The sequence below is a fragment of the Phenylobacterium kunshanense genome, assembly GCF_003254525.1.
In the GTDB taxonomy this organism is placed as follows: domain Bacteria; phylum Pseudomonadota; class Alphaproteobacteria; order Caulobacterales; family Caulobacteraceae; genus Phenylobacterium; species Phenylobacterium kunshanense.
In genome coordinates this window covers 274268-298687 of the sequence record NZ_QFYS01000005.1, presented here as the reverse complement: position 1 = coordinate 298687, position 24420 = coordinate 274268, and the positions used below count along the sequence as shown (strand labels likewise).

Here is a 24420-nt window from a genome sequence, read left to right as displayed (position 1 = left end):
CTTTAAGGGTGTTCCTGTTCGCTTCGGATCGCCGCCATGCCTATGTTGGGTAGATGACTCGGGAACGAGACGCCCCGTCCGACCCTGACCACCGCCTCGAGCTGGCGCTCGAGGCCGCGGGCCTCGGGTCGTTCGAGTGGGATTTCGCGCGCGACGTCTTCATCATCTCCGAGCGCATGTCCGCCATGACCGGCATCCCGGCCGGGGAACGCCCCGCGCTGGGCGGCGCCGCGCTGGACGAGTTCGTCCATCCCGAGGACCTGCCGGCGTTCCGCGCCGCCCGCGAGGGCAACCGCCAGACCGAGAACCGCTTTGGCAGCGCCTTCCGCCACGTCTGCCCCGACGGCCACATCATCTGGGTCCGGGTCGCCGGCATCGTCGAGCGCGACGACCAGGGCCGGCCGATCACCATGATAGGCATCGTCCAGGACGTGACCCAGCTCCACCAGGAGGAGGAGCGGCGGATCCAGGCCATGGCCGAGCTGGATCACCGGGTGAAGAACGTGCTGGCCGCCGTCCAGAGCCTGGCGCAGCAGACGGCCCGCCGCACGGCCAGCCTCGACGCCTTCCTCCAGGCTTTCACCGGCCGCCTGAAGGCCATGGCTTCGGCCAACGAACTGCTCACCGCCGCCCGCTGGCGCGGCGCGGCCATCGACCACCTGGCCTCGGCCGAGCTGGGCGCCCTGGCCCCCGGCCAGACGAGCTGGGAAGGGCCCGAGCTCTTCCTCACCCCCCGCGCCGCCAACGCCCTGTCGCTGGCCCTGCACGAACTGGCCACCAATGCGGTGAAGTTCGGCGCGCTCTCCAACGATATCGGCCACGTCCGCGTCACCTGGACCTGCCGGCCCGAGGGCGGGTTCGAGATGCACTGGACGGAGACCGGCGGCCCGACGGTCTCCCCGCCCCAGCGCCGCGGCTTCGGCTGCACCCTGCTGGAACAGGTCACCGGCCGGGAACTGAACGGCGAGGCGCACGTGGACTACCGGCCGGGCGGCGTCGTCGCCCGCCTGGTCGCCGGCCCCGCCGCCGTGGCCGAGCGGCCCGAGGTGGTGCCCGAGGTCCCCAGCGCCCGCGTCACCGAGACCGTCGCCACCTCCCGCGGCCCGGCCAGCCTCAAGGGCGCCCGGGTGCTGATCGTGGAGGACGCCGTCCTCCTGGCCCTGGAGCTCGAGACCGGCCTCTCGGACGCCGGCGCCACCGTGGTCGGCCCGGCCTACGAGCTGGAAGAGGCCCTCGACCTCCTGGACCAGCCGATCGACGCCGCGGTGCTCGACGCCAATCTCAACGGCCACTCCGTGACCCCCGTCGCCGAGGTGCTCTCCAAGCGCGGCATCCCCTTCGTCTTCGCCACCGGCTACGGCGAGACCGGCGGCGCGCCGGGCGGCTTCGAGGCGCCCGTCATCCGCAAGCCCTACGACGTCACCCAGGTAGCCGCCGCCGTCGCCGAGCTACTCGCAAACCGCTGATATCGTTCACCATATGAAGCGGCGCAGTGACGCGCGGCGAGATCGCGCTGAGACAAGGCGCCACCTGCGCAAAGCCCTCGCCGACGCCTATCCCCATGCCCATGAAGGTTCGCGGCGTACCCGCGGAGGCCGGACCGGCGGCCAGGGGAGATCGCCCGGATCAGGCGACCCTGACTTCTGCGGTCGGCCCGCGGCACAGGTCGCCGGCCGGCTGCTTCCTTTGTTCCCGCCTTCCGCTGTCATCCCGGTTTCGCCGCAAGGCGAAGACCAGGACCCAACCGTCCGGGAGCGGCGGAGGCAGGGCGCGCCATCGGGCTCGACGCCTCCTGCGGCGCCTCCAGGCGCACGGCTTAAGGGTTGGGTCCCGGTCTTGGGCCTTTGCCCAAACCGGGATGACGCCGTGGGTTGGCTCCCGCCCCCCTAGATCACCCCCGCCGCGCGCAGCTCGGCCAGCCGCTCCGGCGAACACCCCGCCCGCGCCGCCAGCACCTCGTTGGTGTGCTGGCCCAGCGCCGGCCCCGGCCAGCGCACCTTGCCGGGCGTCGCCGACAGCTTCGGGAAGGCGTTCTGCATCCGCACCGGGCCGAACACCGGGTGCTCCACCGACACGATCGCCTCCCGCGCCTGGTACTGCGGGTCCTCCAGCATGTCGGGGGCGCGGAACACGCGGCTCGCCGGCACGCCCTTGTCCTCCAGCAGCTTCAGCAGGTCGCCCAGCGCATAGCCGCTGGTCCACTCGGCGATGATCCCGTCCAGCTCGGCCTGGTGCTCGCCGCGCGCCGCATGGCTGACGAACTTCGGGTCGTCCTTCAGGTCGGGCCGCCCCATGGCCTCGGTCAGGCGGGCATAGACGTTGTCGCCGTTGCCGCCGATCAGGATCATCTCGCCGTTCCGGCAGGGATAGGCGTTCGACGGCGCGATCCCCGGCAGCACCGAGCCCGACCGCTCGCGCACATAGCCGGTCAGGTCGTACTCGGTGACCAGGTTCTCCATCACCGCCAGCACGCTCTCGTACAGCGCCGCGTCGATCACCTGGCCCTGCCCGGTCCGCTCGCGATGGTGCAGCGCCATCAGGATGCCCATCACCGAATGCATCGCCGCCAGGCTGTCGCCGATGGAGATGCCGGCCCGCGCCGGCGCCCGGTCCGGCTCGCCGGTCACATAGCGCAGGCCGCCCATGGCCTCGCCGATCAGGCCGTAGCCCGCCCGCTGCGAATAGGGGCCCGTCTGTCCGAACCCCGACACCCGGGCCATGATCAGCCGCGGATTGATCTTCGACAGCGCCTCATAGCCCAGGCCCCACTTCTCCATGGCCCCGGGGCGGAAGTTCTCGATCACCACGTCGGCGCCGGCGATCAGCTCGCGCGCCAGCGCCTGGCCCTCGGGCTTGCGCAGGTCCAGGCCCACCGACTTCTTGTTGCGCCCGATCACCGGCCACCAGGGCGACAGCCCCTTGGGCAGGCTGCGCCCCCACTGGCGCATGGGATCGCCCACCTTGGGGTCCTCCACCTTGATCACCTCGGCGCCGAAGTCCCCCAGGATCTGGCCGCAGAACGGGCCCGCGATCAGCGTCCCCATCTCGATCACGACGAGATCGGAGAGCGGTCCGGGGGCGGAAGCGGGGGCGGCGGCGTCGGTCATGCCTCCGCATTACCTGGGGTGACGTGGCGGACGGAAGGGGCGTGATCCTCGCCCTGGTCCGCCCCGGCGCGCAGGAGGCTCGCCACAGCGGCCGCCAGCGCCGCGGCGGCGGCGAGCGCAAGCCCGGCGCGCGCGCCCGTGTCGACCGGCAGGACGCCGAGCAGGGTGGTCATCGCCAGCGCCCCCGCCGTCTGTCCCGTCAGCCGGGCGGTCGCCTGCGCGCCGCCGGCCGCCCCGGCGCGCTGTCGGGGCGCGGCGAGGAAGAGGCTGCGGTTGTTCGGGGTCTGGAAGAGGCCGAAGCCCAGGCCGCACAGGGCCGCGCAGGCCATGAGACGCCGCTCGTCGCCCGCCGCCGCCGGCCACGTGGCGCACGCCGCCAGCCCCGCCGCGAGCCCCCCGGCTCCCACCGCGCAGAGCCAGGCCGTCGGCAGGCGCTCCGCCGCCCGGCCGGCGACGACCGAGGCCGAGGCCACCGCGAGCGGCCACGGCGTCAGGCAGAGCGCCGCGGCCAGAGGGTCGAGGCCCATCGCCCCCTGCAGATGGAACGACAGGGCGATCATCCCGGCCGACTGTCCCGTGAAGCAGCACACGGACGCGAGAACCGCGCCCCGGAACGCCGGCCGGCGCAGCAGGTCGAACGGGACCAGCGGCGCGGCCTTCGGCGCCTCCCGGCGCACCAGCGCCACGAACGCCGCGGCCGACCCGGCGACCGGCGCCAGGACCGCCCAGGCCGGACCGCCCATCGCCTGCGCCGCGACCACCAGCAGCCCGAACGCCACGACGTTCAAGCCCATGCTGAGGGGGTCCAGTCGCCCGTCCCCGCCGTTTCCGCGCGGCAGGGCGAAGGCCGCCGCCACCGCCAGCACGGCGACGGGCAGGTGCCCCACGAACAGCCAGCGCCAGTCGGCGTGGTGCAGCACCAGCGCCCCCAGGCTCGGCGCGGCGGCCGACGCCAGGGCGACCGTCAGGGCGTTCCATCCGATGGCGGCGCCGATCCGGTCCCGTGGGACGCTCTCGCGCAGCAGCGCGACGCCCAGCGACATCACCGCCGCCCCGCCCAGCCCCTGCGCCAGCCGCCCGACCGCCAGCCAGGCCAGCGACGGCGCCAGCGCGCAGCCCGCCGCCGCCGTGGCGAACACCGCCACGCCGGCCACGAAGACCCGGCGACATCCCAGCCGCTCACCCAGGGCGCCGCAGGGCAGCAGCGCCATCACCAGCGCCGCCTGGTAGGCGGTCACCACGACCAGCGCCTCGCTTGGCTCCACGCCCAGCGCTCGCCCGATCGTCGGGACCGCCAGGTTCGACATCCCGGCGTCCAGCACCACCAGCGCCATGGCCGCCAGCACCGCCGCCACCGCCGCGGTCCGCCGCGGCTCCGGCAGGCCGCTCACGCCGCGGGCGCCGGATAGCGGGTCAGCCGCCCCTCCCGGTCCTCCTGGCGCAGGTCGCGCGCGGTGAAGCGGAACAACAGCGCCGTCTCGCTGAGGCACCGGGTGTCGTGGATGTCGCCGGGCAGGTAGGCCGCCACGTCGCCGGCCCGTAGCCGGACCACATCGCGCCGCACCAGCCGGACGCCATCGGGCGCCTCGACCCGGCCATAGGTCCGCATCTCGACCTCGCCGTGCTGGACGGCATAGATCACCCAGGCCGCGCCATGGTCGTGCGGCGGCCGATAGAGCCCGGCCTGCTCGGCATGTCCCAGCAACACGAAGCCGTGGTCGGGATCCCTGTGCAGCTCCCGGCTCGCCGGCGCCTCGGAGACCAGCGCCGCCAGCCAGGGCTCGGAGGTCGGCGCCCTCGCCAGGCCTTCGAGAATGTCACGGCCTTCCGCCACCAGCGGCGTGGAGAGCGGCCCCCAGGCCGCCCGCACCCGCGCCATGCCCCGCTCCAGCGTGCTTTCCGTCATCGTCCGTCCTCCGTCCGAGTTCGGGGCGGAAGCTAGGCGGCGGCCAGTCATGGCGGAACGCGCAGCATTTGCACTCCAATCGTGCATGAGACGCCATGTCCGGCGAGAAACCTGCTAAGGTGGCGCATGCCCGCGCTCCCGGATCTCAACCTGCTGCTGACCCTGGACGTGCTGCTCAGCGAAGGCAGCGTCGCCCGCGCCGCCGAGCGGCTGCGCCTCAGCCCCTCCGCCATGAGCCGCGCCCTAGCCCGCCTCCGCGAGGCGACGGGCGACCCGCTGCTGGTCCGCGCCGGCCGGGGGCTGGTGGCGACGCCCCGCGCCGAGGCGCTGCGGGCCCGCGTCCACGACCTGGTCCAGGACGCCCAGGCGGTCCTGCGCCCCGACGACACCGTCGACCTCGCCGCCCTGCAGCGCACCTTCACCCTGCGCACCAGCGACGGCTTCGTGGAGAACTTCGGCCCCGCCCTCATCGCCCGCGCCGCGGCCGACGCGCCCGGCGTGCGCCTCAACTTCCTGCAGAAGCCCGACAAGGACAGCGCGCCCTTGCGCGACGGCCGGGTCGACCTGGAGACCGGCGTCGTCGATACCGCCATCGGTCCTGAGGTCCGCGCCCGCGCGCTGTTCGAGGACCGGCTGGTGGCCGTGGTCCGCGACGGCCACCCCCTGACGAAGGGCGCCGTGACCGCCGGCCGCTACCTCGCCGCCCGGCACGTCGTCGTCTCGCGCACCGGCTTCGAGGCCGACGCCGTCGACCTGCCCTTCCTGCCGGCCGGGCTGCAGCGGCGCGTGGACAACATGGTCGGCGGCTTCTCGGCGGCCATCGCCCTCGCCGCAGCGTCAAACCTCGTGGCGACCGTGCCGGACCGCCACACCCGCAGCCTGCGCCAGGGCCTGCACGCCGTCCCCGTCCCGCTGCCGACGACACCGTTCACCGTCTCGATGCTGTGGCACCCGCGGCTCGACGCCGATCCCGCGCACCGCTGGCTGCGAGCCTGCCTGCGCGAGGTCTGCGCGCCCACCGGCTGACGCACGTCCCTCCCCCAGCGGCGCCCTTGCCTTACGCCACGGCGGGGCGGCTCCCTCCGCGCCATGACCGACACCAGCACCGCTCCCCAACTCGATTTCGACCAGATGACCACCCTGGGCGACGTCGCCCGCTACCAGGCCCGCGTCCGCGGCGACGCCGTCGCGCTGACCTTCGAGGGCCGGGACACCACCTTCGCCGACTTCGACAGGCATACGAACCAGGTGGCCAACGCCCTGATCGCCGAGGGTCTCTCCAAGGGCCAGCGGATCGCCTACGTCGGCAAGAACAGCGACCACTATTTCGAGCTGCTGTTCGGCGCGGCCAAGGCCGGCGTCGTGGTCACGCCCATCGGCTGGCGCCTGGCCCCGCCCGAGGTCGCCTACATCGTCCAGGACAGCGAGGCCCCGCTGGTCTTCGTCGGCCCCGAGGTCATGGCCCAGACGCCCGAGGTGGCGAAGCTCCTGGCGCGCCAGCCCAAGGTCATCGCCATGGAGCCGGGCAGCGACTACCCGACCTTCGAGGCCTGGCGCGACGCGGCTGGCCCCGCCGACCCCGCCATCCCGATCACCACCCGCGACGTGGCGGTCCAGCTCTACACCTCGGGCACCACCGGCAAGCCCAAGGGCGTGATGCTCTGCCACGACAACATCCTGGGCGGCCGCCGCCAGGCCGCCGAGGCGAAGATGGCCTGGAACACCTGGGGCCCCGACGACATCAGCCTCGTGGCCATGCCCGTCGCCCACATCGGCGGCACCGGCTGGGGCATCGTCGGCCTGATGAACGGCGCCAAGGGCGTGGTCGCCCGCGAGTTCGACCCGCTGAAGGTGCTGGACTTCATCGAGCACGACCGCGTCTCGAAGATGTTCATGGTCCCGGCCGCGCTGCAGATCGTGGTGCGCCAGCCCCGCGCCCGCCAGGTCGACTACAGCCGGATGAAGTACATCCTCTACGGCGCCTCGCCGATTCCGCTCGACCTGCTGCGCGAGTGCATGGAGGTGTTCGGCTGCGGCTTCGTCCAGCAGTACGGCATGACCGAGACCTGCGGCACCATCGTCTACCTGCCGCCGGAAGATCACGACCCCGCGGGAACGCCCCGGATGCGCGCCGCCGGCGTGCCCATGCCCGGCGTCGAGATCCGCATCGTCGACGAGGCCGGAAACGTCCTGCCGCCACATACGGTGGGCGAGGTCGCCACCCGCTCGATCGCCAACATGACCGGCTACTGGAAGCTGCCCGAAGCCACCGCCACGACCGTCGCCACCGACGGCTGGCTGCGCACCGGCGACGCCGGCTACCTGGACGAGGACGGCTACCTCTACATCCACGACCGGGTGAAGGACATGATCATCTCCGGGGCGGAGAACATCTATCCGGCCGAGGTGGAGAGCGCGATCTACGGCCACCCGGCGGTCGCCGAGGTCGCCGTCATCGGCGTTCCCGACGAGAAGTGGGGCGAGGCGGTCAAGGCCGTGGTCGTGCCGAAGCCGGGCATGACCGTCGATGCCGCCGACATCATCGCCTTCGCCCGCACGCGCATCGCCGCCTTCAAGGCGCCCAAGAGCGTCGACGTGGTGGACGCGATCCCCCGCAACGCCTCGGGCAAGATCCTCCGCCGCGAACTGCGCGAGCCCTACTGGGCCGGCCGCGAGCGCCGGGTGAACTGATCGGGCTTCGCAAGGGCGCTTAGAAATTCTGCGCCCCTGATCAGCCTTATTCCTACTTCATCGGTGGGATTAGTGGATTAGCGTGCGTTCCCAAGATCGACACCTGGGGGATGCCCACCATGAACCTGACCGCAACGGCGGTGCGTCCGGCGCGCGCCGCGCTCCTCGCCATTCTCCTCTCGGGAACGGCCACCGCCGCCCTGGCCTCGGAGGGGGCCCTGGAAGGCGCCGCGGCGGAGGCGGCCGACGCCAGCGACGGCGCGTCGGTTTCCGAGCTCACCGTCACCGCGCGCCGCCGGGAGGAGACGGTTCAGGACGTGCCCCTGGCCGTCTCGGTCATCGCCGGGGCCCGGATCGATAGCGTGGGGGCGTTCAACGTCGGCCGGCTGCAGCAGCTCGCGCCGACGCTCCAGTTCTACACGTCCAATCCGCGCAACTCGTCGGTCAACATCCGCGGGCTCGGCTCGCCGTTCGGCCTGACCAGCGACGGCTTCGAGCAGGGCGTCGGCGTCTATGTCGACGACGTCTACAGCGCCCGGGTGGCCTCGGCGACGTTCGACTTCCTGGACGTGGCGCGGATCGAGGTGCTGCGCGGGCCGCAAGGCACGCTCTACGGCAAGAACACCACCGCCGGCGCGATCAGCATCACCACGAACCAGCCCACCTTCGACTTCGAGGGCAAGGCCGAGCTGACCGCCGGAACGCTCGACTTCCGGCAGGCCAAGGCCGCCATCTCGGGCCCGCTTAGCGAGACCCTCGCCGCCCGCCTGGCGGTCTCGTACACGACGCGGCGCGGCACGATCTACAACGTGACCAGCCGGCGCTGGATCAACGCGCAGGACAACCTCGGCCTCCGCGCCCAGCTCCTGTTCCGCCCCAGCGACGATCTCGCCGTCACCTTCAGCGGCGACTTCAACCGCCAGAACCCGAAATGCTGCGCCCAGATCTACGTCCGCACGGGCGCGACCCAGCGGGCGCTCCCGCGCCAGTACGCCGCCCTCGCCGCGGCGCAGGGCTACACCGTGGTCAGCACCAACCCGTTCGACCGACTGACCGACGTCGATTCCAACCTCAACGCCGGCAACAGGATCGGCGGCGCCTCGGCGCGGGTGAAGTGGGACGTGGGGCCGGGGACCCTGACCTCCGTCACCGCCTGGCGCTTCTGGGACTGGAAACCCGAGAACGACCGCGACTTCCTCGGCCTCTCCATCGTGGCCAGGTCGCAGAACCCCTCGCAGCACGACCAGTATTCCCAGGAGCTGCGCTACAACTACGCCACCGATCGGATCGACGCGGTGGTGGGCGCCTTCGCCTTCCACCAGCGAATCGACACGCAAGGGACAGAGCAGCACGGCCCCGCTTCCAGCCGCTGGAACCTCACCGGCGCCCTGGCCGCCAACCCGGCGGTGCTGGATGGACTCGTCGCGCGCAACACCCAGTACCTGAAGAACACCAGCCTCGCCCTGTTCGGCCAGGCGAGCTGGAAGGTGACCGACGCCTTCACGATCCAGCCGGGCGTCCGGCTGAACTACGACAAGAAGGTCGGCTTCTACGAGCGCAAGGTCTTCGACGGCCAGGGCAATCCGGTCCTGTTCGGCCAGACCGACCCGGTGAAGGTCGCCCAGCGCGGCGTCTTCGCGCCCCAGGTGAGCGAGCCCCGGTTCAGCGACTGGAACTTCAGCTACGACCTGACGCTCAGCTACGCTCTCCGGCGCGACGTCCTCGCCTATGCGACCTATGCGCGGAGCTTCAAGACCGGCGGCATCAACCAGAACGGCCTGCCCACCGACGCGGCGGGCAATCCCATCCTGGCCGCCGGTTCGATCCGGCCGGAGTCGGTCGACCACTTCGAGGCCGGGCTGAAGTCGCGGTTCTGGGAGGGCCGCGCCATCCTCAACCTGGCGGCCTTCCGAACCGACATCGGCGACTACCAGGCCACCGTCACCAACGGCCAGCTCGGCGTCCTGCGCGGCTATCTCGCCAACGCCGGCAAGGTGCGCAGCCAGGGCGTCGAGGCCGACTTCCAGGTCCGTCCCAGCGAGCGCCTCAGCGCCTACGTCAACGGCGCCTACGCCGACGCCAAATACCTCCGCTTCGTCGACGCGCCCTGCCCTCCGGAGCTGTCGGGCGGGACCACCGCGACCGCCGGCCAGACGCCCAGCGCACCCGGAACGCCGGGCGGGATCAGCCCCGCCAACTGCGACATCTCGGGCCAGCGCCTGCCGGGCGTCTCCAAGTGGTCGTTCTCGTACGGGATCGAGGCCAACCTGCCCGGCGTGCTGCTGGGCCGCGAGGGTCAGGCCTACGCGGGCTTCGACGGCAGCTATCGGTCGGGCTTCTCGTCCAACCCCTCGCCGTCCGCCTACACCAACGTGAAGGGCTATGCGCTCAGCAACTTTCGGGTCGGCTTCCGGGCGGACGACGGGATCGAGGTCTTCGGCTGGGTGCGCAACGCCTTCGACGTGGACTACTTCGAGCAGCTCGCCCTCGGCCCGTCCAATACCGGCCTCATCGTCGGCCAGCCGGGCGATCCGCGCACCTGGGGCGTCACCCTGAAGTCGGCGTTCTGACACCAAACGCCGGGACCTCGCCGTGAACCACCTTCGCCGTTGCGAGTTCAGCCCGGGTCAAGGGCTGTGCCGCCCGCCGCCAGGAGAAGGTGAATGCTTGCGAAGTTTGGTTCCGTTGGGCTGGTCAGCCTGTTTGCGCTCGGCGCCTGCACCACGATGGACCCCTACACAGGCGAATCCGTGCGCAGCAACACCCGCACCGGCGTCCTCGCCGGGGCCGCGGGCGGCGCCCTGCTGGGCTACCTGACCAACACCAGCAAGAGCGAGGAAGGCCGCACCAACGCCCTGATCGGCGCGGGCGTCGGCGCCCTGGCCGGCGGCGCGGTCGGGGCCTACATGGACCGCCAGCAGGCCGAACTGCGCCGCGACCTCGCCGGCTCCGGCGTCGATGTCGAGCGGCGGGGCGACGACATCGTCCTCAACATGCCGGCCGACGTTACCTTCGCCGTCGACCAGTCCGATATACAGAGCCGCTTCTATCCGGCCCTCGACCAGCTCGCCGAGACGCTCAACCGCTATCCGCAGACGTTGATCGACGTGGTCGGCCACGCCGACGCCACCGGCCCGGACGACTACAACCAGTCCCTGTCCGAGCGCCGCGCCGCCTCGGTCGCCAGCTACCTCGTCAGCCGCAGCGTCCTTCGCGACCGTCTGTTCGTGGCCGGCCGCGGAGAGAGCCAGCCCATCGCCAGCAACGCCACCGAGACCGGCCGCGCCCAGAACCGCCGCGTCGAGGTGGTGCTGCGACCGTTCCGCGGCTGATCGCTCGGCCTGGTCCGGCGGCGGCGCGCCTCAGCAGGGGTGCGCCGCCGCCTGGGCCTCGATCGACAGCGTCCGACTGCGGCGTACGCGCACCACGGCGCCGACGCCGCCGAACCCCAGGATCATCAGCGCCCAGGCGCCCGGCTCGGGCACGGCCGCGCCGACGCTCTCGATGCTCAACGCCCCGCCGCGGGTCGTGAAACTGCCGGTCAGGAAGGTCGGGCTGTTGGTCGGGCCGGAATAGAGCTGGGGGCCGTTCGCATGGAAGCTGAGGGCGCTGTTGATACGGGCGTCGAAACCACCGCGGGCGAAGCCACCAGCCCAGAACTGGATCAGCTCGATGACCACTGGCGTGTCGTTCAGGGTCGCGTCGAGGTTCCAGAACCCGAAGTAGTCTGTGGTCACCACGCCCGGCGAGGGGGTCGGCGCCTGCGGGAGCGTGAACGCCAGTACGTCGGCGCCGGTGTCCAGCGTGAACAGCACGTGCGCCGCCGGCGCCTTCGAAGGCAGGACCAGCGCCGCCAAAGCCAGGGCGCCGACCATCTTTGCGCGCCACGCCCGCGCCATCGTCATCACCGCCATCACATGCCTCCCGTGAAAGTCGGCGGCTTTGTCCGGCCTCGCGCCCAGGACCTCAACTGTAGAGATTTGCCAGCGGGCGCAGCGGCGCCCTCTCAACCTTCGCGCAGCGCGGCGGCCGCCGCGCTGCGGACGGTGGCGAAGAGGTGGACGAAATAGCGCTCCACGTCGTCTGACAGGATGGGGGCGATGGTGAGGCGTCCCGCCTCGCTCCTGAGATACCCGCCGGCCTCGCCGTCTCTCAGCAGCTGGATCACGTGCGGTCGCGAGCAGCGGCTCGCGCGGGCCAGGCCTGAGTGGGAGTAGGCGCAACGCTCCAGCAGGCGCTCGCGACCCGGCGCCTGGCAGGTCACCAGGGCTTCGAGCACGCGCGAGCCGCCGTTGCGCGACTGGAAGAGCTGGACAGGGCTGTCGAGCGGGAAGAGGTCGGGTCGAGAGGCCGTGATCGCCCCCACGCGCCGGGCCACGCCCTGCACGAAGGGCCGATCGCCCAGGCGGTCGAGCGCCGGCGTCACCTCGGGCGCAATTCTCGCGACCGCTTCGAGCGGCAGATCCAGCACGCCGGACATGACTCTGCGGAACCGCGTCGTGACGGCCAAGGCCGCGTCCCCGGCCAGGGGCGCCTCGCCGTCCGCCGCGACGATCAGGCCGCTCGCCACGGCCCGCTGGAGATAGAGCCGCGCCCGGCCACGGCTGACTTCGCCCTTGGTCACCGGGGGCGACGCCAGCAGCGCGCGCGGCGTGAGACGGCCCAGGGCGTCCAGCACCACTACCGCGCCCGACAGGGACGCGCGCCCCATGTCGCTGACCATCCAGCGCTCCGGCCCCGCCAGCGCCTGATAGCGCGCCAGGTTCGCCGCGCAGTATGTCTCCACCGCCGCCCGGAAGCCTGGATGGCCCTTGAGCTCTTCGATGTCGTGGGCCGTCGGGGCTTCGGAACAGCGGTCCATGGGAGAGGCATGTAGCGACCCCGCCGCACCATGGCGAGGCCAAGGCTGTGCGCCGCGGCCTGAGCGCCCCCCCGTCAGGCGAACATCGGCACGGGTCCCCGGCCGTTGGCGCTCCACGTCCCCCAGTTGGGGAAGACGTAGCTCATGTCCGAGACCCCGAACCACTGGGCCGCGGCGCCGATGTATTCCTCGTTGGCCAGGGTCGGGATGAAGGTCCCCTCGCCCTCCGAGTCGTCGCCGGCGCCCAGGATCTGCCGCGGATAGGTCCCGTGGATCGCCCGCGGCTTCAGCGCCCCGCCGATGGCGAAGTGGACGTTGCCCCAGGCGTGGTCCGAGCCGGCCGAGCTGTTGCCGCGGTAGGTCCGGCCGAAGTCCGACATGGTGACCACCGTCACCCTGTCCGCCAGGCCGAGCTGGACCATGGCGTCGTAGAAGCTGCGCAGGCTGAGCGCCAGGTCTGCCAGCAGGTCGGCGTGCGCCCCCAGCACCCGGCCGCCGGCCACCTGGTTGGCGTGGGTGTCGTAGTCCCCCTGGCCGGCGTAGAAGAGCTGCTTGCCGTGGCCCAGGCTGCTGCGCGCGGCGATCGTGCGGGCGATCAGGCGGAGCTGGCGCGAGCACTGGCTGTCGCGGAAGGCGCCGTCCTCCTCGAAGTGCCGGTCCACCGACGAGGCGGCGGTCAGGATCGGGTTCACCAGGTCGGCCGCCGCATAGCTGCGATCGAAGCCGGCCGCCGTGGCCGCCTCGATCTTGGTCGGATGCGGGCCCGCCGCGAAGGCGTTGGCCGCCGCCCGCCGCGCGACCACCGCAGGGTCCATGTTCTGCGGGTCCCAGCCCACGCGGTCGAAGGTGGTGAACAGCGGCAGGATCAGCGGCGAGGCCACGCGGCCCAGCAGCGCCAGGTTCGCCCCGTTGGTCGAGACCAGCGGCGAGGCCGCCGTCGCCTGCGGCAGGAGGTCGGCCATCCGCCCCAGCACGCCGTCCGGATGGATCGAACCCGGCCGCATGCTCTGCCAGTGCGCCTGCTCGTCGGAGTGAGACGACAGGTTGCTGGGCCGCGAGCTCGGGTCGGCCCAGAAGATGTCCCGGTCGATTGGCCGCACCAGGGTGCCGACGTTCATCACCCACGACAGGTGGCCCGCGTCCCACACCGGCTTCAGCGGCGCCAGCGCCGGGTGCATGCCGTACGGGTGGCCCCCGCCCAGCGGGATCAGCTCGTCCTTGCCGATCGCCAGCGAGGGCCCTCGCAGCTCGCCGTACGCCTGGTGCCGCTCGTCCATCGGCACGAGGCAGTTCCAGCCGTCGTTGCCGCCGTAGAGGAAGATCGTCACCAGCGCCCGGTACTCGCCGGCGCTCTGCGCCGTGGCGGGGGAGAGGCCGAACGAGGCCAGGGTGGCCGCCGCGCCAGAGCCGAGGGCCAGGCGGGCGAGGTCGCGTCGCGAAAGAGCCATGGGATTACCGGTCAACCTGGAACTGGGGAGAGGAGAGGAGGATGTAGAGCCCGGTCTGGGCGCGCTTGCGGGCCAGGGCCGAGCCGGTCCCGTCGGTGACCGCCAGCATCGCCGCCTTCAGCGCGCTCCGCTGCTCGGCGGTCATGCTCCCGGCCAGCATCAGCAGGTCCATCTGGTCGATCATCCCGTCGACGTTGGTCCCGAAGGTCTCCCACTGCTTCCAGTTCACCTTCGTCCCGCTCTTCGAGCCGAGCGCGGGGTTGGCCTGGTAGTCGCGCCCCGTGCCGAGGATGCTGTCCAGCAGGGTGTAGTGGAACGCGAAGTTGTGCCGCTCGAAGTCCAGCCCGCCGCCGGTCAGCTTCGTGCTGGGGCTGACCAGCCCGCCGCCCTGCGGCAGCGGATAGTCCCAGGGGTAGAAGTTGAAGACGCTGGGCGCCTCGAACACCTTCTGGTTCAGGTCGTGCCCGCGGGCGTAGGGGAAGAAGCCGTCCCCCGTCGCCCCCATCAGCCGCAGGAAGCTGGTCAGGTACAGCACCGGCTCCTTCAGCTTGCCGTAGTCGGGGTCGGTCCGCACCGGCCCCCGCGCCTCGGCGTCCAGCAGGATCGCCCGCACCACCGCCTTCAGGTCGCCGCGCACGCCGGCGCCGTTGTCGTTGAATACGCCCGCCACCCTGGCCACATAGGCCGGCGAGGGGTTCGAGGTGACCAGGTGCTGGATCAGCTGCCTGGCCACATACGGCCCGACGTTCGGGTGGTTGAACGCCGCGTCCACCACCGCGTCCAGGTTCTGCTGGGGCGTGGCCCCCGCCGGCACGGTCACGCCCAGGAACGTCTTCGCCCCGGGGTCGAAGGCGTCGTAGCTGGCCGGGAACTGCACCATCGGGACCGCATAGTTCCGCGGCCGCTCGTGGAACGGGACCGAGGTCGAGCCGTAGCGCGCATAGGTCCAGCCGGTCAGCGCCCGCGCCACCCCGTCCACGTCGGCCTCGGTATAGGTCGGCACGCTGGCCCCGCGCGCGTCGGTCACCACCGTCCCGTCGATCCGCAGCTGCGAGGGATAGATCGAGAAGATCTGCAGCAGCTCGCGCGCATAGTTCTGGTTCGGCTGCGTCCGGTTCGACCCGGCCAGGTCCAGATAGTCGCCCATCGCCGCGCTCAGCGTCACCTCGCGCAGGATGGTGCGATAGTTGCCGAAGGCGTTGGTCAACATCGCCTGCTGGAAGGCGGCGATCCCGGCCGTGGACTCCACCTTCATCCCCGACACCACGATCATCTGCGACAGGGCGAAGGCCACCCGCTGGCGCAACTGGTCCGGCTTGGTCAGGGCGTTCTGGTAGAACCGCATCGCCACCGGCTGGGCGCGGAACTTCGTCTGGATGCACAGCGCCACGTCCGCCGCCCCCTCGCACGTCGGCTTGGCGTAGGTGGAGCCGGTGAAGTCGGCATAGGTGCTGCCCGTCGTCGCGAGCTGGCCGTCGACCCAGGCCTCGGGCCCCTGCGCCACGATCGCGTCCACCACCGCCTTGGTGGGGCCGAAGGTGGCCTGTTTGGCCAGCCGCACCGCGTCGGCGGTCTCGGCGGGCACGGCGGCGGCGGGCGCTTCCGGCGCGGCGAAGTGGCTGGCGTTATAGGCCAGCACCCCGCCCACGATGGCTCCCCCGGCCAGGGCGGCCGCGGCCCCCTTGGCGACTGTGTTGGACATGACGGGCGCAACTCTAGGCAGTGGGTACTGCCGCCCCGATTGAACGCACGAAGCTGCGCCGTCACCGCCCTTGCGCCGAACCGCCGGGTTCCCGCGACGAAGGCGCGGCGGCCCGTCCGGACGCCTCCCCGCTCAGCCGCTCAGGGTGCGGTGAACTTCAGATAGGCGATCATCGCCTTCCGGTCCGCCGCCTTGGGAAAGCCGGTGAACGGCAGGCACAGCCCCGGAACCACCGACTGCGGCGCGGTCAGCAGGCGGTCCAGCTCGGCCTCGGTCCAGGTGATCCCCAGCGCCTTCAGCTCGGCGGAATAGGCGAACCCTGCCACCGACGCCGCCGGCCGCCCGACCACCCCGGCCAGGTGCGGCCCGGCGAAGAAGCCGCTCCCCTCGGACCGGGTCGCATGACAGGCGGCGCAGCGGATGAACAGCTTGCGGCCCGCCTCCACCTCCGCCTTGGCGGCCTCCGGCCCGCCCGCCCGCGCGGCCGCGCCCGCCGCCGCCCCGGTCGACAGGGCGACGACGGCGCCCAGGCCAATCGCCGCGGCGCGGATCAGGGGGCGGCTCCGGAACATCACGCCCCCCAGATGGCCCCCGCGCCCCGGCGCAGGCAAGGCCCGGGCGAGGCGTCCCCCCGTGGCCTCCTGCCGCGCCACCCCTTGCCCCGCGCGAATATGTTCCTATTTTGTTCCCATCATGACCGCCTCCCGCGACCTCGCCATCCGCCGCGCCGAAGCCAAGGCCGAGATCCTCCGCCGGGTCGCCGCGGGGGAGCAGACCCAGGCCGTCTGCGCCGACCACGGCGTCCACGTGGCCACCGTCTCGCGCTGGACCGCCGCCGACCCGGCCTTCGCCGAGGGCCTGGCCGCCGCCCGCGCCACCGGCCTCTTCGTCCGCAGCCGGATGTTCCGCGCGGGCGCCGCCGACCAGGTGCTCGCCCGGCTGGCGGCCGGCCAGCCGCTCCGCGTCATCGGCGCCGACCCGGCGATGCCCAGCGTCGCCACCATCCGCCACTGGATGCGGACCCAGATCGCGTTCGGGGAGGAGGCGCGCCGCATCATCAAGGACCGCCAGGCCCTCCGCGCCCAGCTCCTGAAGACCCCCGGCCCCCACCGACCGAACGCCGTCGCCCCGCCGGTCGCGGGCGTCTTCGACCCCGACCTCGCCGACCAGGTGGTGCTGCGCGTCGCCCGCGGCACGGCCCTCAAGCGCCTGCGCCGGGCCGATCCGGCCATGCCCGCCTATCCGGTGATCCTCGCCTGGCGCCGCGCCCAGCCCGACTTCGACGCCGCCCTCCGCTTCGCCACCCGCATGGCCCGCTCGGTCCGCGCCCGGGCCCGCCGCCACGCCGCGCTCCCGCCCCTGATCGAGGCGATCCGCGAGGGCCACACGGTCGGCAGCGCCGCCGGCCGCCACGGCCTGCCGCCCCGCCGCACCCTCTGCGCCTGGATCGCCCAGGACTCCGACTTCGCCCGCCGCCTCGCCGCCGCCTACGACGACCGCGAGGAGCTCATCGCCGACCTGATGGCCGACGCCGTCCAGGACCACCCCGGCCTGAGCGCCCGCGCCCTCCGCCACCGCCTCGCCCCCCTCACCCGCCTGCAGCGGCTGGCCCGGCGACGGCCGGGCAAAAAATGGCTGCGGTGACCAAAAACCTCCCCCGTTCACGGGGGAGGGGGTGAGGCGCGACCGATGGCGGCCACGCCATCGGTATCCGATCGCTCCGGGGAGCGATCGGCGCAACGAACGCCCGCGCCCGGGGCGCGGGCTGGGCCCGCCGAGGCCGCAGAGTGGGGAGTGGAGGGGGCGAGCCGCCGGCCCCGACCTCGCCGCCACCCCGCGCCGCAGGCGCCATCGATCCACGAACCCCACCCACCCCACGAACCTGACCGCCCGGCCCTCGCCCGTTCGTGTGGTTCGCGTGGTTCGTGGACGATCTCGCAGGGCTCAGGCGTCGGCGGTGCGCGGTGCTGTGTTTGGGCGGGTGGTGACTCGAAGGCGAAGTTCGGAACGACCGCTAGCTGGCCGCGACCTTGATGCTATTGGGCTAGCCCTGATCTGCCAGCGACGGCCGGGATACTCGGGACAGTCCGGCGCTCATCCTCGCCGCTGCGACCTGCACCGTTTCGCCATCACCGTCGACGTAGTGGTGGAAGGCCGCCGCCACGCATTTTTCGAGAAGCTTGGGGACGAAGCCGAGAACCTTCACCAATTGGCCGGGCTCGACGGACCAATGGGTCGGCTTGGGATGGTCGATAAGGCCCCTGAGACCGTCGAGCTCAGCGGCGGCCTGCTTTTCATCTTCGGTGAACGGGATGGCGCCCCATTCCATGCGGTCAGGGTCCTGCGCCCACTCGAACAGTTCAGCGAAATGCAGCGTGTGCTCGCTCGGCATGTCGGCGCGCTCGCCGCGCAGGAATTTCAAGTGCTCGCCAGCCAGCTTGTCCTTGAACGCGCCAATCCCTGCCGAGCCACTCAAGGCCTCGGTAAGCCCAGCCATGAAGGCAAGGTGAGCGCACCGGATCGCGTCAACTAGCCGTTGGGGGTCAGTGACCGCTGCCTCGATGTGCTCCGCAGTTCGCTGGGCCTGCTGCACGCACGTTTGTCGTGCGGAGATGTGAACATACATAAGCGTCAGCTTAGCGCTGGTCTGCGCAGCCAGGGGAACGAGCTTTCGCGCGGGCGCGGTCCGCTGCACCATCGAGCCGCGGAGAGTGCCCTGTGCCGAACAAGCAAATTGACGACGAGCGCGAGCGTCAGGTGCTCATCGAGTGGTCAGGCCTGACGAACGAGGTGCAACTGCTCTGCGTCGACCTCAACGACCGGACCTCGTCATGGCAGGGCATGTCAACTGACCCGGCGGCGTTCTCGCTGATCCTGTTTAAGCGGGCCTACGGCCACGTTCGTGCGTTCAGCCTGCTCTACAACGAAAAGCTCTACCTTGACGCCGACGCCTGCGGGCGGAACGCGGTCGAGGTCGCGATCTGCCTCGCCAACCTTGCCGCGCGCCCCGGGGGCTTCATCGCCGACTTGCGCAGCGACGCCGCGTCTACCGCGAAGGGACAGATGCCCAACTGGGGGTTGGACGACCCTGAGTTCGCGGACCAGGCGACTGGCGACCTGACGCGCATCTTCGGTGATCGGCGCAGCGATGGCTCGAGGCACCAGAAGTTGAATATGAGCGCGCTCGCCGACGGCGCGGGCCTCAGCCACCTTTACAGATGGTATCGGCACTTCTCGGGCATGCGCGTACACGTGACCGGCCTGTCAATCCTCTCGAACATCGTCGCCGTCGGCGACGACGATCACGAGACATCGGTTGACGCATTCCGGCGATTGAGCCGGATACACGGCCTGGCCGCTGTGGGTGGCGCTAGCGCAATCTCTTGCGAAGCCCACGCGAGACTTCACCGGGTAGATGAGTTGCGCGACCGAGCCGCCGAACTAATGCGACGGATGTCCGCGCTGGGCCCCACGGAAATCTTCGGCCCGTAGTCTATCCGAGGGTCTCGGCTAGGCGATATCCCGCGTCACTCAACTCAAACACTTCGCCCTTACCGGAGTGATCTCTAACAAGATCACGGTCGCGCAACTCTTCGACCGCCGCCGTCCATCGGGCAACGGCGCGTCGGTCTTTCGCGTCACAGAAGGCTCGGCCGGCCGACTGGATGGCGGTGCCCCCCATGTGTCTAAGGATCATAATGATGCCGTTCTTGTCCGTGGCGGCCGTGCGAAGCGCCTCGCGGGCCTCTTCGGATAGGGTTACCGGCTCCCTCGCGAGCGCAGCTTCGAAGGTCGCTACTAAGTCGGGCGAGTCGTCTTTAGCATCGACGAGGGAGCGAAGGTGCGGATTGTCTCGCAGGTTGAGAGTGAGATCGCGCCGTAGCCGTTCGCGAAAGTCGCCGGCGGACTCGTAGAAGGCGACGAGACCGCGCTCCTTCGCCCACTCCTTCAGCGCTACGAGCTTGCCGTACTGGGCCGAGTCCACGCTGTCAGGCTTCACCGGCGCATCGGAGAAATACAGCATCACTGGCCGCCCGAGTTTCAGGTGCTCTTCGATCTCTTCGACCGATCCGCTGGCGGCGGTGCCGGTGGGGCTTCCGACGCGCGTCCAAAAGATGCCAACGAGCACGTCACAGTGGGCGAGTACTCGCTTGTTGATTAGGTCTTGAGCCCTGCCGCCAAGATCGGGCGCGCTGTGGGTTTCCCATCCCGCGGGCATCAGCACAACGCCGCGCTCGCGGGCATGGAGGGCGTTCCATTCGTGGAGCACCTCACGAACGATCTGGCGCTCTTCGGCGACGTCGCTTGGAGAGGCGATCATCACTTCGATTACGGTCGCGTCGTAAGCCATGCCGTCCGCCCTGCGGGTGGTGTTGGTGGTTCAGGCTTGACGCTAGCCGCCGAGCGCGCCTGTCGCCATAGGCTGGGCGGGCGGCCGTATTCTGGGGAAGGCGAATTCTACCAGAGGGCCGGTAAAGCCAGGGGGAAGGTTCACTACCTCAACGTCCGCTAAGGTCCTTGAGGCCAACGTGCGAATTTGGCGCAACGCGGGCTTGGTTGAGATCCACCCAAGACATTGCGGCGTTCGCTTTGCGATGGCTGGTCGATGTAGAGTTCCGTATGCCGACAATGCCAGAGTTGATCCCGGATGTTGATGCCCTGCTGGGACTGGCCCCAGAGGAAGTGGCCCAGGCTGTCCTGACATCCGCTCATTCCATGGCGCAGAATGGAATGTTCAGCGCGATGGGCGTGATCGGTCCGGAGATGCTCTACGGTCGAGGAATTCCAGGCCCGGCCATCTACCCACGGAATCGCGAGGCTGAGATCACTGAGGCGCTCGGCGTCGCGTGGCTATGGCTTGAGATCAATATGCTGTTCATGCCCTCGCCAGGCATCAACGGTACTAACGGATGGCGGCAGCTTACTCGTCGAGGTCGCGACCTGCTTGTCAGCCCCGACCGCTTTCGCAGTTTCCGCGAAGCTGCTGCTTTCCCCAAGGCGCTGCTCCATCCCGCGATTGCGGATGAGGTCTGGTTGGACTTGGCGCGCGGGGACTATCAGGTCGCGGTCTTTCGCTCCTTCAGAGCTGTCGAAGAAGCCGTGCGAGAGGCAGGCAAGTTCGCCGCGCACGATGTCGGCGTGGATTTGATGCGCCGCGCCTTCAATCCAACCACTGGCCCGCTGACCAAGATGGCCGATCCGGCGGCTGAACGTGAAGCGCTGTCGGCTCTATTTGCCGGCGCGATCGGCTCCTACAAGAACCCGCATTCACACCGCACAGTGGGTATCACGGAGCCGCGTGATGCGCAGGAAATGGTCTCTCTGGCATCGCACCTCTTGCGGATTGTCGACTCCCGTCGTCCCGCCTAGAGCAGGCGCCATGCGGCGCCTCCGGCGATCGCAAATGGTCCGCTTCCCGGACCGATGCCAACGTCGCCTTCTGGCGCATCTGAGAGCTCCGCCAATTGCTCCCCGCCCGGCGGCAAGCCACCCCCACCCCAACGGCAACTTCCCCAACGTAACCTTTCCTTCCCCCGCCCATCGGCCTATCTGCGCGGCATGGCCGAGTATGCGCTCTCCCCGCCGCCCGTCCCCGTGGTCCCCGTCGAGGGGCAGGCGGGGGGCTTTCCGGTGCGTCGCATCCTCTGCGTGGGGCGGAACTACGCCGCCCACCGGCGCGAGATGGGCGGCGACGACCGCGACCCACCGTTCTTCTTCGCCAAGCCCGCCGACGCCGTCGTGCCGCCTGGCCGCGACCCGGCCTATCCGCCGCGCACGGCCAACCTGCACCACGAGATCGAGCTGGTGGTCGCCATCGGCGCCGCCGGGCGCGACGTGCCGGTCGAAGGCGCCCTCAGCCTCGTCTACGGCTACGCCGTCGGCGTCGACCTGACCCGGCGCGACCTGCAGAACGCGGCCAAGGACAAGGGCCACCCCTGGGACGCCTCCAAGGGCTTCGACGACTCGGCCCCGATCTCGGCCATCCGCCGCTGGACGGGCGCGCCGCCTGAGGGGCGCATCGCCCTCTCGGTCAACGGCCAGGTCCGGCAGGACGCCACCGTGGCCGACATGATCTGGAACGTCGCCGAGATCGTCGCCGAGGCCTCGAAGCTGTGGGCCCTGGCGCCCGGCGACCTGATCTACACCGGCACGCCCGAGGGCGTCGGCCCGCTGGCGCGCGGCGACCGCGTCGAGGGCGAGGTCGAGGGCGTCGGCCGCCTCAGCTTCACGGTGGCCTGACCATGACCTGGACCCTGCATTCCGCCTGGCGGGCCGGCGCGCCCTATCGCGTGCGCATCGGGCTTCAGCTCAAGGGCGCCGCGTACGACTACGCCCCCATCGACCTGATCGCCGGCCAGCAGCGCGAGCCGGCCTATCGGGCGGTGAACCCCCAGGGGCTGACCCCCGCGCTGGACCTGGGCGACGGCCACGTGCTGGCCCAGAGCCTGGCGATCCTGGAGTTCCTGGAGGAGACGATCCCTACGCCGCCGATCCTGCCCAAGGCGCCGCTGGACCGGGCCATGGTGCGGCGGATGGCGGGGATCATCGCCTGCGACATCCACCCGCTGAACAACACCCGCGTCGGGCGCAAGCTGAACAAGATGGGGGTCGAGCAGGCCGCCATCACCGACTGGATCCACGGCTGGATCCGCGACGGCTTCGATGCGCTGGAGCCGCTGATCGCCGCCCACGGCGGGGCCTTCGCGTTCGGTGATACGCCGACCATCGCCGACTGCTGCCTGGTTCCCCAGGTCTATTCGGCCCGACGATTCGAGCTGGACGTCTCGCCCTGGCCCGCCCTCGTGGGCGCCGCCGACCGAGCCGCCCAGCACCCCGCCTTCGTGGCCGCCCACCCCGACAACCAGCCGGACGCGCCCCAAGCTCGGGCCTAGCCAACCGCCAGGCGCCCCCTCGCGTCCGCCCCGCCCCCTAGAGAGCCGAGACATCCCCCGATGCCCAAGACCCTCGAAGACCTGAAAGCCAAGAACAAGGACTGGGCGGCCGGCAAGGTCGCCGTCGACCCCGGCTTCTTCAAGCGCCTGGAGGGCCAGCAGGCCCCCGAGTACCTGTGGATCGGCTGCGCCGACAGCCGCGTGCCCGCCAACGACATCGTCGGCCTGGATCCCGGCGAGCTGTTCGTGCACCGCAACGTCGCCAACCTCGCCCCGCCGCAGGACGCCAACTACCTGTCGGTGCTGCAGTTCGCCGTCGACGTGCTGAAGGTGAAGCACATCCTGGTGGTCGGCCACTACGGCTGCGGCGGCGTGGCCGCGGCGGTGGACGGCAAGCGCCGGGGCCTCGTCGACCACTGGCTGCATCCGATCCGCGAGGTGCACCAGTGCCACCGGCACGAGCTGGACGCCCTGCCCGACGAGAAGGCCCGCTGGGACCGGCTGGTCGAGCTGAACGTGATCCGCCAGGTGCGCAACGTGGCCTCGGACGTCTTCGTCCAGGACGCCTGGCGCCGGGGCCAGCCGCTCAGCGTCCACGGCTGGGTCTACACCCTGGGCACGGGCCTGGTGACGGATCTCGACGTCACCGTCGCCGGCCCCGAGGACCTGGCCGAGTTCGAGGACTGACGGCGGGGGGGGGTGATGGCGCGAACGCGCCCGCCGCAAAGTCTGCCTTGGGGCTGAAAGTCAAAGCCCCCCTCCGCCCCGTTACGGGCCCAAGATCCTCCCCCACAGGGGGAGGTGGCCCGGAGGGCCGGAGGGGGTTTCCGCCGCTGAACTCTGGGGATGAAACCCCCTCAGTCGCTCCGCGACAGCTCCCCCTGAGGGGAGCATCTTGAGTCCCCTCCCCGCCCCGCGTGGCGGCCGGTTCGCTACGCGCCGGCGGCCGGCTTGAGATGGAGGATGGGCCGATCCCGCTTGGGGCGGGGCTCGACGGACGGACGGACCGGCGCCGGGCTCACGGTGTGGCGGCGCGATCGTACGATCTTGGTGAAGGACATGCGGCTCCGGGGTGTGCGGTCGCCCATCAGCGCCCGCCGTGTGCCACCGCATCGGCGCTTTCGCCGCGGGTGGCTTTGAAAGTGGCCGCGCAGATCGCGGCCAGGTGCCCGCTCAGGGTCCGGGGCGCCAGCAGCGCGTCGACGGCGCGGCAGCCCTCCGACGCCAGGCGGCGCTTGAGGCTGGGCAGGTCTGCGACCTCGCCCGAGCGCGCGAGCTGATAGGCTCGTTCAATCGTGGAAATCGTCATCGTATGGCCGTGACCGGAGAGGGCTCACGCCCTCCCCGGAATCCGCATCGCCTAGGCCGCTTGCAGCTGGCCGGCGGACATCTTGCCGCTGCGCTGATCGCGTTCGACCTCGTAGCCGATCTTCTGGCCTTCGTGGAGCGAGCCGAGGCCCGCGCGCTCGACAGCGCTGATGTGCACGAAGACGTCGGCGCCGCCTTGGTCGGGTTGGATGAAGCCGAAGCCCTTGGTGGCGTTGAACCACTTCACAGTACCAGTCGTCATGATATTTCCTTAGACAAGGTTTTCACGCACCTCGAACGAGGCGCGAGATCAAATTTTCGAAGGTGGATTAGTCGGTTCCGGGCTCGATCCGAAGAAAAAGCGAGGAGAGCAACCGAACCGTATTCGATATTCAATGCGGGCTTTATCTCATGAATAGCCGCGAAAGGCAAGGATATTCGCCGGCCACGCGCGGAGGCCCCTTGCGACTACAGGCAGGCAGGCCTCCCGGCGACGGCGCCGAG

Annotated in this window: 22 protein-coding genes and 1 pseudogene; 11 read left to right on the top strand and 12 right to left on the bottom strand. The window is 70.8% G+C overall.

Annotated elements, in window-relative coordinates:
- The first annotated feature begins 53 nt into the window (after window positions 1–53).
- Window positions 54–1466: an HWE histidine kinase domain-containing protein gene (locus DJ019_RS21570; RefSeq protein ID WP_111276518.1), complete on the top strand. Its 1413-nt coding sequence runs from the start codon at window positions 54–56 to the stop codon at window positions 1464–1466.
- A 420-nt stretch (window positions 1467–1886) separates the two neighbouring features.
- Here DJ019_RS21570 and DJ019_RS13320 read toward each other — a convergent pair whose 3' ends face one another.
- From DJ019_RS13320 to DJ019_RS13310, 3 genes are read right to left on the bottom strand one after another with little or no spacing between them, the layout of a single operon-like run.
- A complete protein-coding gene (locus DJ019_RS13320) occupies window positions 1887–3107 on the bottom strand; it encodes a CaiB/BaiF CoA transferase family protein (RefSeq protein WP_111276517.1) in 1221 nt (406 codons plus the stop codon).
- Window positions 3104–4498 (bottom strand): MFS transporter, encoded by a 1395-nt coding sequence (locus DJ019_RS13315; protein WP_205854161.1) that lies wholly within the window; start codon window positions 4496–4498, stop codon window positions 3104–3106. The genes DJ019_RS13320 and DJ019_RS13315 overlap by 4 nt, the downstream gene beginning before the upstream one ends.
- Window positions 4495–5013, bottom strand: coding sequence for a cupin domain-containing protein (locus DJ019_RS13310; protein ID WP_111276516.1), 519 nt, complete (start codon window positions 5011–5013; stop codon window positions 4495–4497). Before DJ019_RS13310 ends, DJ019_RS13315 begins: the two co-directional genes overlap by 4 nt.
- A 126-nt stretch (window positions 5014–5139) precedes the next feature.
- On the opposite strand from DJ019_RS13310, the gene DJ019_RS13305 reads away from it, so the two are divergent.
- The 4 genes from DJ019_RS13305 (at window position 5140) to DJ019_RS13290 (ending at window position 11036) form a co-directional block, all read left to right on the top strand.
- Window positions 5140–6039 (top strand): LysR family transcriptional regulator, encoded by a 900-nt coding sequence (locus DJ019_RS13305; protein WP_111276515.1) that lies wholly within the window; start codon window positions 5140–5142, stop codon window positions 6037–6039.
- Window positions 6040–6102: 63 nt separating this feature from the next.
- On the top strand, window positions 6103–7704 hold the full coding sequence (locus DJ019_RS13300; RefSeq protein WP_111276514.1) for a fatty acid--CoA ligase: 1602 nt from the start codon (window positions 6103–6105) through the stop codon (window positions 7702–7704).
- A 119-nt stretch (window positions 7705–7823) separates the two neighbouring features.
- A complete protein-coding gene (locus DJ019_RS13295; protein WP_111276513.1) occupies window positions 7824–10274 on the top strand; it encodes a TonB-dependent receptor in 2451 nt (816 codons plus the stop codon).
- A gap of 93 nt (window positions 10275–10367) precedes the next feature.
- Window positions 10368–11036, top strand: a complete 669-nt coding sequence (locus DJ019_RS13290; RefSeq protein WP_111276512.1) for a YiaD family glycine zipper/OmpA-like lipoprotein — start codon at window positions 10368–10370, stop codon at window positions 11034–11036.
- A gap of 30 nt (window positions 11037–11066) precedes the next feature.
- Here the strand turns inward: DJ019_RS13290 and DJ019_RS21690 are convergent.
- From DJ019_RS21690 to DJ019_RS13265, 5 genes and pseudogenes are all read right to left on the bottom strand, one after another.
- Window positions 11067–11201: pseudogene (locus tag DJ019_RS21690) on the bottom strand (PEPxxWA-CTERM sorting domain-containing protein); the annotation flags it as partial.
- Window positions 11202–11710: 509 nt separating this feature from the next.
- Entirely contained in the window at window positions 11711–12565 is an 855-nt protein-coding gene (locus tag DJ019_RS13280) for a hypothetical protein (RefSeq protein ID WP_111276510.1), read from the bottom strand.
- Between the two features lie 74 nt (window positions 12566–12639).
- The gene (locus tag DJ019_RS13275; RefSeq protein ID WP_111276509.1) at window positions 12640–14013 is read right to left on the bottom strand and encodes a DUF1501 domain-containing protein; all 1374 of its coding nucleotides are present in this window, start codon (window positions 14011–14013) and stop codon (window positions 12640–12642) included.
- Between the two features lie 4 nt (window positions 14014–14017).
- Window positions 14018–15715 carry a DUF1800 domain-containing protein gene (locus DJ019_RS13270; RefSeq protein WP_111276508.1) on the bottom strand — a complete coding sequence of 566 codons (1698 nt, stop codon included), beginning with the start codon at window positions 15713–15715 and terminating at the stop codon, window positions 14018–14020.
- Between the two features lie 140 nt (window positions 15716–15855).
- Window positions 15856–16287 carry a c-type cytochrome gene (locus tag DJ019_RS13265; protein WP_111276507.1) on the bottom strand — a complete coding sequence of 144 codons (432 nt, stop codon included), beginning with the start codon at window positions 16285–16287 and terminating at the stop codon, window positions 15856–15858.
- A 121-nt stretch (window positions 16288–16408) separates the two neighbouring features.
- On the opposite strand from DJ019_RS13265, the gene DJ019_RS13260 reads away from it, so the two are divergent.
- The gene (locus tag DJ019_RS13260; protein ID WP_111276506.1) at window positions 16409–17359 is read left to right on the top strand and encodes a terminase small subunit-like protein; all 951 of its coding nucleotides are present in this window, start codon (window positions 16409–16411) and stop codon (window positions 17357–17359) included.
- A 400-nt stretch (window positions 17360–17759) separates the two neighbouring features.
- Here DJ019_RS13260 and DJ019_RS13255 read toward each other — a convergent pair whose 3' ends face one another.
- A complete protein-coding gene (locus DJ019_RS13255; protein ID WP_133255305.1) occupies window positions 17760–18308 on the bottom strand; it encodes a hypothetical protein in 549 nt (182 codons plus the stop codon).
- Between the two features lie 125 nt (window positions 18309–18433).
- Here DJ019_RS13255 and DJ019_RS13250 point away from each other — a divergent pair, with 125 nt between their 5' ends.
- On the top strand, window positions 18434–19207 hold the full coding sequence (locus DJ019_RS13250; RefSeq protein ID WP_111276504.1) for a DUF5677 domain-containing protein: 774 nt from the start codon (window positions 18434–18436) through the stop codon (window positions 19205–19207).
- Between the two features lies 1 nt (window position 19208).
- On the opposite strand, the gene DJ019_RS13245 is transcribed toward DJ019_RS13250, so the two are convergent.
- Window positions 19209–20066 (bottom strand): DUF4062 domain-containing protein, encoded by an 858-nt coding sequence (locus tag DJ019_RS13245; RefSeq protein WP_111276503.1) that lies wholly within the window; start codon window positions 20064–20066, stop codon window positions 19209–19211.
- Window positions 20067–20344: 278 nt separating this feature from the next.
- Here DJ019_RS13245 and DJ019_RS13240 point away from each other — a divergent pair, with 278 nt between their 5' ends.
- The 4 genes from DJ019_RS13240 to DJ019_RS13225 all read left to right on the top strand — a co-directional run bounded on the left by DJ019_RS13240 (window position 20345) and on the right by DJ019_RS13225 (window position 23295).
- Window positions 20345–21085: a TIGR02391 family protein gene (locus tag DJ019_RS13240; RefSeq protein WP_165844006.1), complete on the top strand. Its 741-nt coding sequence runs from the start codon at window positions 20345–20347 to the stop codon at window positions 21083–21085.
- 189 nt (window positions 21086–21274) lie between these two features.
- A complete protein-coding gene (locus DJ019_RS13235) occupies window positions 21275–21955 on the top strand; it encodes a fumarylacetoacetate hydrolase family protein (protein ID WP_111276501.1) in 681 nt (226 codons plus the stop codon).
- A gap of 2 nt (window positions 21956–21957) precedes the next feature.
- Complete coding sequence (gene maiA / locus DJ019_RS13230) at window positions 21958–22608, top strand: maleylacetoacetate isomerase (RefSeq protein ID WP_111276500.1); 651 nt, start codon at window positions 21958–21960, stop codon at window positions 22606–22608.
- Between the two features lie 60 nt (window positions 22609–22668).
- Window positions 22669–23295, top strand: coding sequence for a carbonic anhydrase (locus DJ019_RS13225; protein WP_111276499.1), 627 nt, complete (start codon window positions 22669–22671; stop codon window positions 23293–23295).
- Between the two features lie 400 nt (window positions 23296–23695).
- Here DJ019_RS13225 and DJ019_RS13220 read toward each other — a convergent pair whose 3' ends face one another.
- Both DJ019_RS13220 and DJ019_RS13215 read right to left on the bottom strand, forming a co-directional pair.
- A complete protein-coding gene (locus DJ019_RS13220) occupies window positions 23696–23917 on the bottom strand; it encodes a hypothetical protein (RefSeq protein WP_111276498.1) in 222 nt (73 codons plus the stop codon).
- 51 nt (window positions 23918–23968) lie between these two features.
- The gene (locus DJ019_RS13215) at window positions 23969–24178 is read right to left on the bottom strand and encodes a cold-shock protein (protein ID WP_111276497.1); all 210 of its coding nucleotides are present in this window, start codon (window positions 24176–24178) and stop codon (window positions 23969–23971) included.
- Window positions 24179–24420 lie beyond the last annotated feature (242 nt).

Bases quoted from the DNA above. Each gene is read 5' to 3' on its own strand.
- DJ019_RS13215 (WP_111276497.1), bottom strand. From the start codon at position 24,178: ATGACGACTGGTACTGTGAAGTGGTTCAACGCCACCAAGGGCTTCGGC.
- DJ019_RS13240 (WP_165844006.1), top strand. From the start codon at position 20,345: ATGCCAGAGTTGATCCCGGATGTTGATGCCCTGCTGGGACTGGCCCCA.
- maiA (WP_111276500.1), top strand. From the start codon at position 21,958: ATGACCTGGACCCTGCATTCCGCCTGGCGGGCCGGCGCGCCCTATCGC.
- DJ019_RS13225 (WP_111276499.1), top strand. From the start codon at position 22,669: ATGCCCAAGACCCTCGAAGACCTGAAAGCCAAGAACAAGGACTGGGCG.
- DJ019_RS13270 (WP_111276508.1), bottom strand. From the start codon at position 15,715: ATGTCCAACACAGTCGCCAAGGGGGCCGCGGCCGCCCTGGCCGGGGGA.
- DJ019_RS13260 (WP_111276506.1), top strand. From the start codon at position 16,409: ATGACCGCCTCCCGCGACCTCGCCATCCGCCGCGCCGAAGCCAAGGCC.
- DJ019_RS13220 (WP_111276498.1), bottom strand. From the start codon at position 23,917: ATGACGATTTCCACGATTGAACGAGCCTATCAGCTCGCGCGCTCGGGC.
- DJ019_RS13295 (WP_111276513.1), top strand. From the start codon at position 7,824: ATGAACCTGACCGCAACGGCGGTGCGTCCGGCGCGCGCCGCGCTCCTC.
- DJ019_RS21570 (WP_111276518.1), top strand. From the start codon at position 54: ATGACTCGGGAACGAGACGCCCCGTCCGACCCTGACCACCGCCTCGAG.
- DJ019_RS13235 (WP_111276501.1), top strand. From the start codon at position 21,275: ATGGCCGAGTATGCGCTCTCCCCGCCGCCCGTCCCCGTGGTCCCCGTC.
- DJ019_RS13305 (WP_111276515.1), top strand. From the start codon at position 5,140: ATGCCCGCGCTCCCGGATCTCAACCTGCTGCTGACCCTGGACGTGCTG.
- DJ019_RS13320 (WP_111276517.1), bottom strand. From the start codon at position 3,107: ATGACCGACGCCGCCGCCCCCGCTTCCGCCCCCGGACCGCTCTCCGAT.
- DJ019_RS13300 (WP_111276514.1), top strand. From the start codon at position 6,103: ATGACCGACACCAGCACCGCTCCCCAACTCGATTTCGACCAGATGACC.
- DJ019_RS13245 (WP_111276503.1), bottom strand. From the start codon at position 20,066: ATGGCTTACGACGCGACCGTAATCGAAGTGATGATCGCCTCTCCAAGC.
- DJ019_RS13290 (WP_111276512.1), top strand. From the start codon at position 10,368: ATGCTTGCGAAGTTTGGTTCCGTTGGGCTGGTCAGCCTGTTTGCGCTC.
- DJ019_RS13280 (WP_111276510.1), bottom strand. From the start codon at position 12,565: ATGGACCGCTGTTCCGAAGCCCCGACGGCCCACGACATCGAAGAGCTC.
- DJ019_RS13310 (WP_111276516.1), bottom strand. From the start codon at position 5,013: ATGACGGAAAGCACGCTGGAGCGGGGCATGGCGCGGGTGCGGGCGGCC.
- DJ019_RS13275 (WP_111276509.1), bottom strand. From the start codon at position 14,013: ATGGCTCTTTCGCGACGCGACCTCGCCCGCCTGGCCCTCGGCTCTGGC.
- DJ019_RS13265 (WP_111276507.1), bottom strand. From the start codon at position 16,287: ATGTTCCGGAGCCGCCCCCTGATCCGCGCCGCGGCGATTGGCCTGGGC.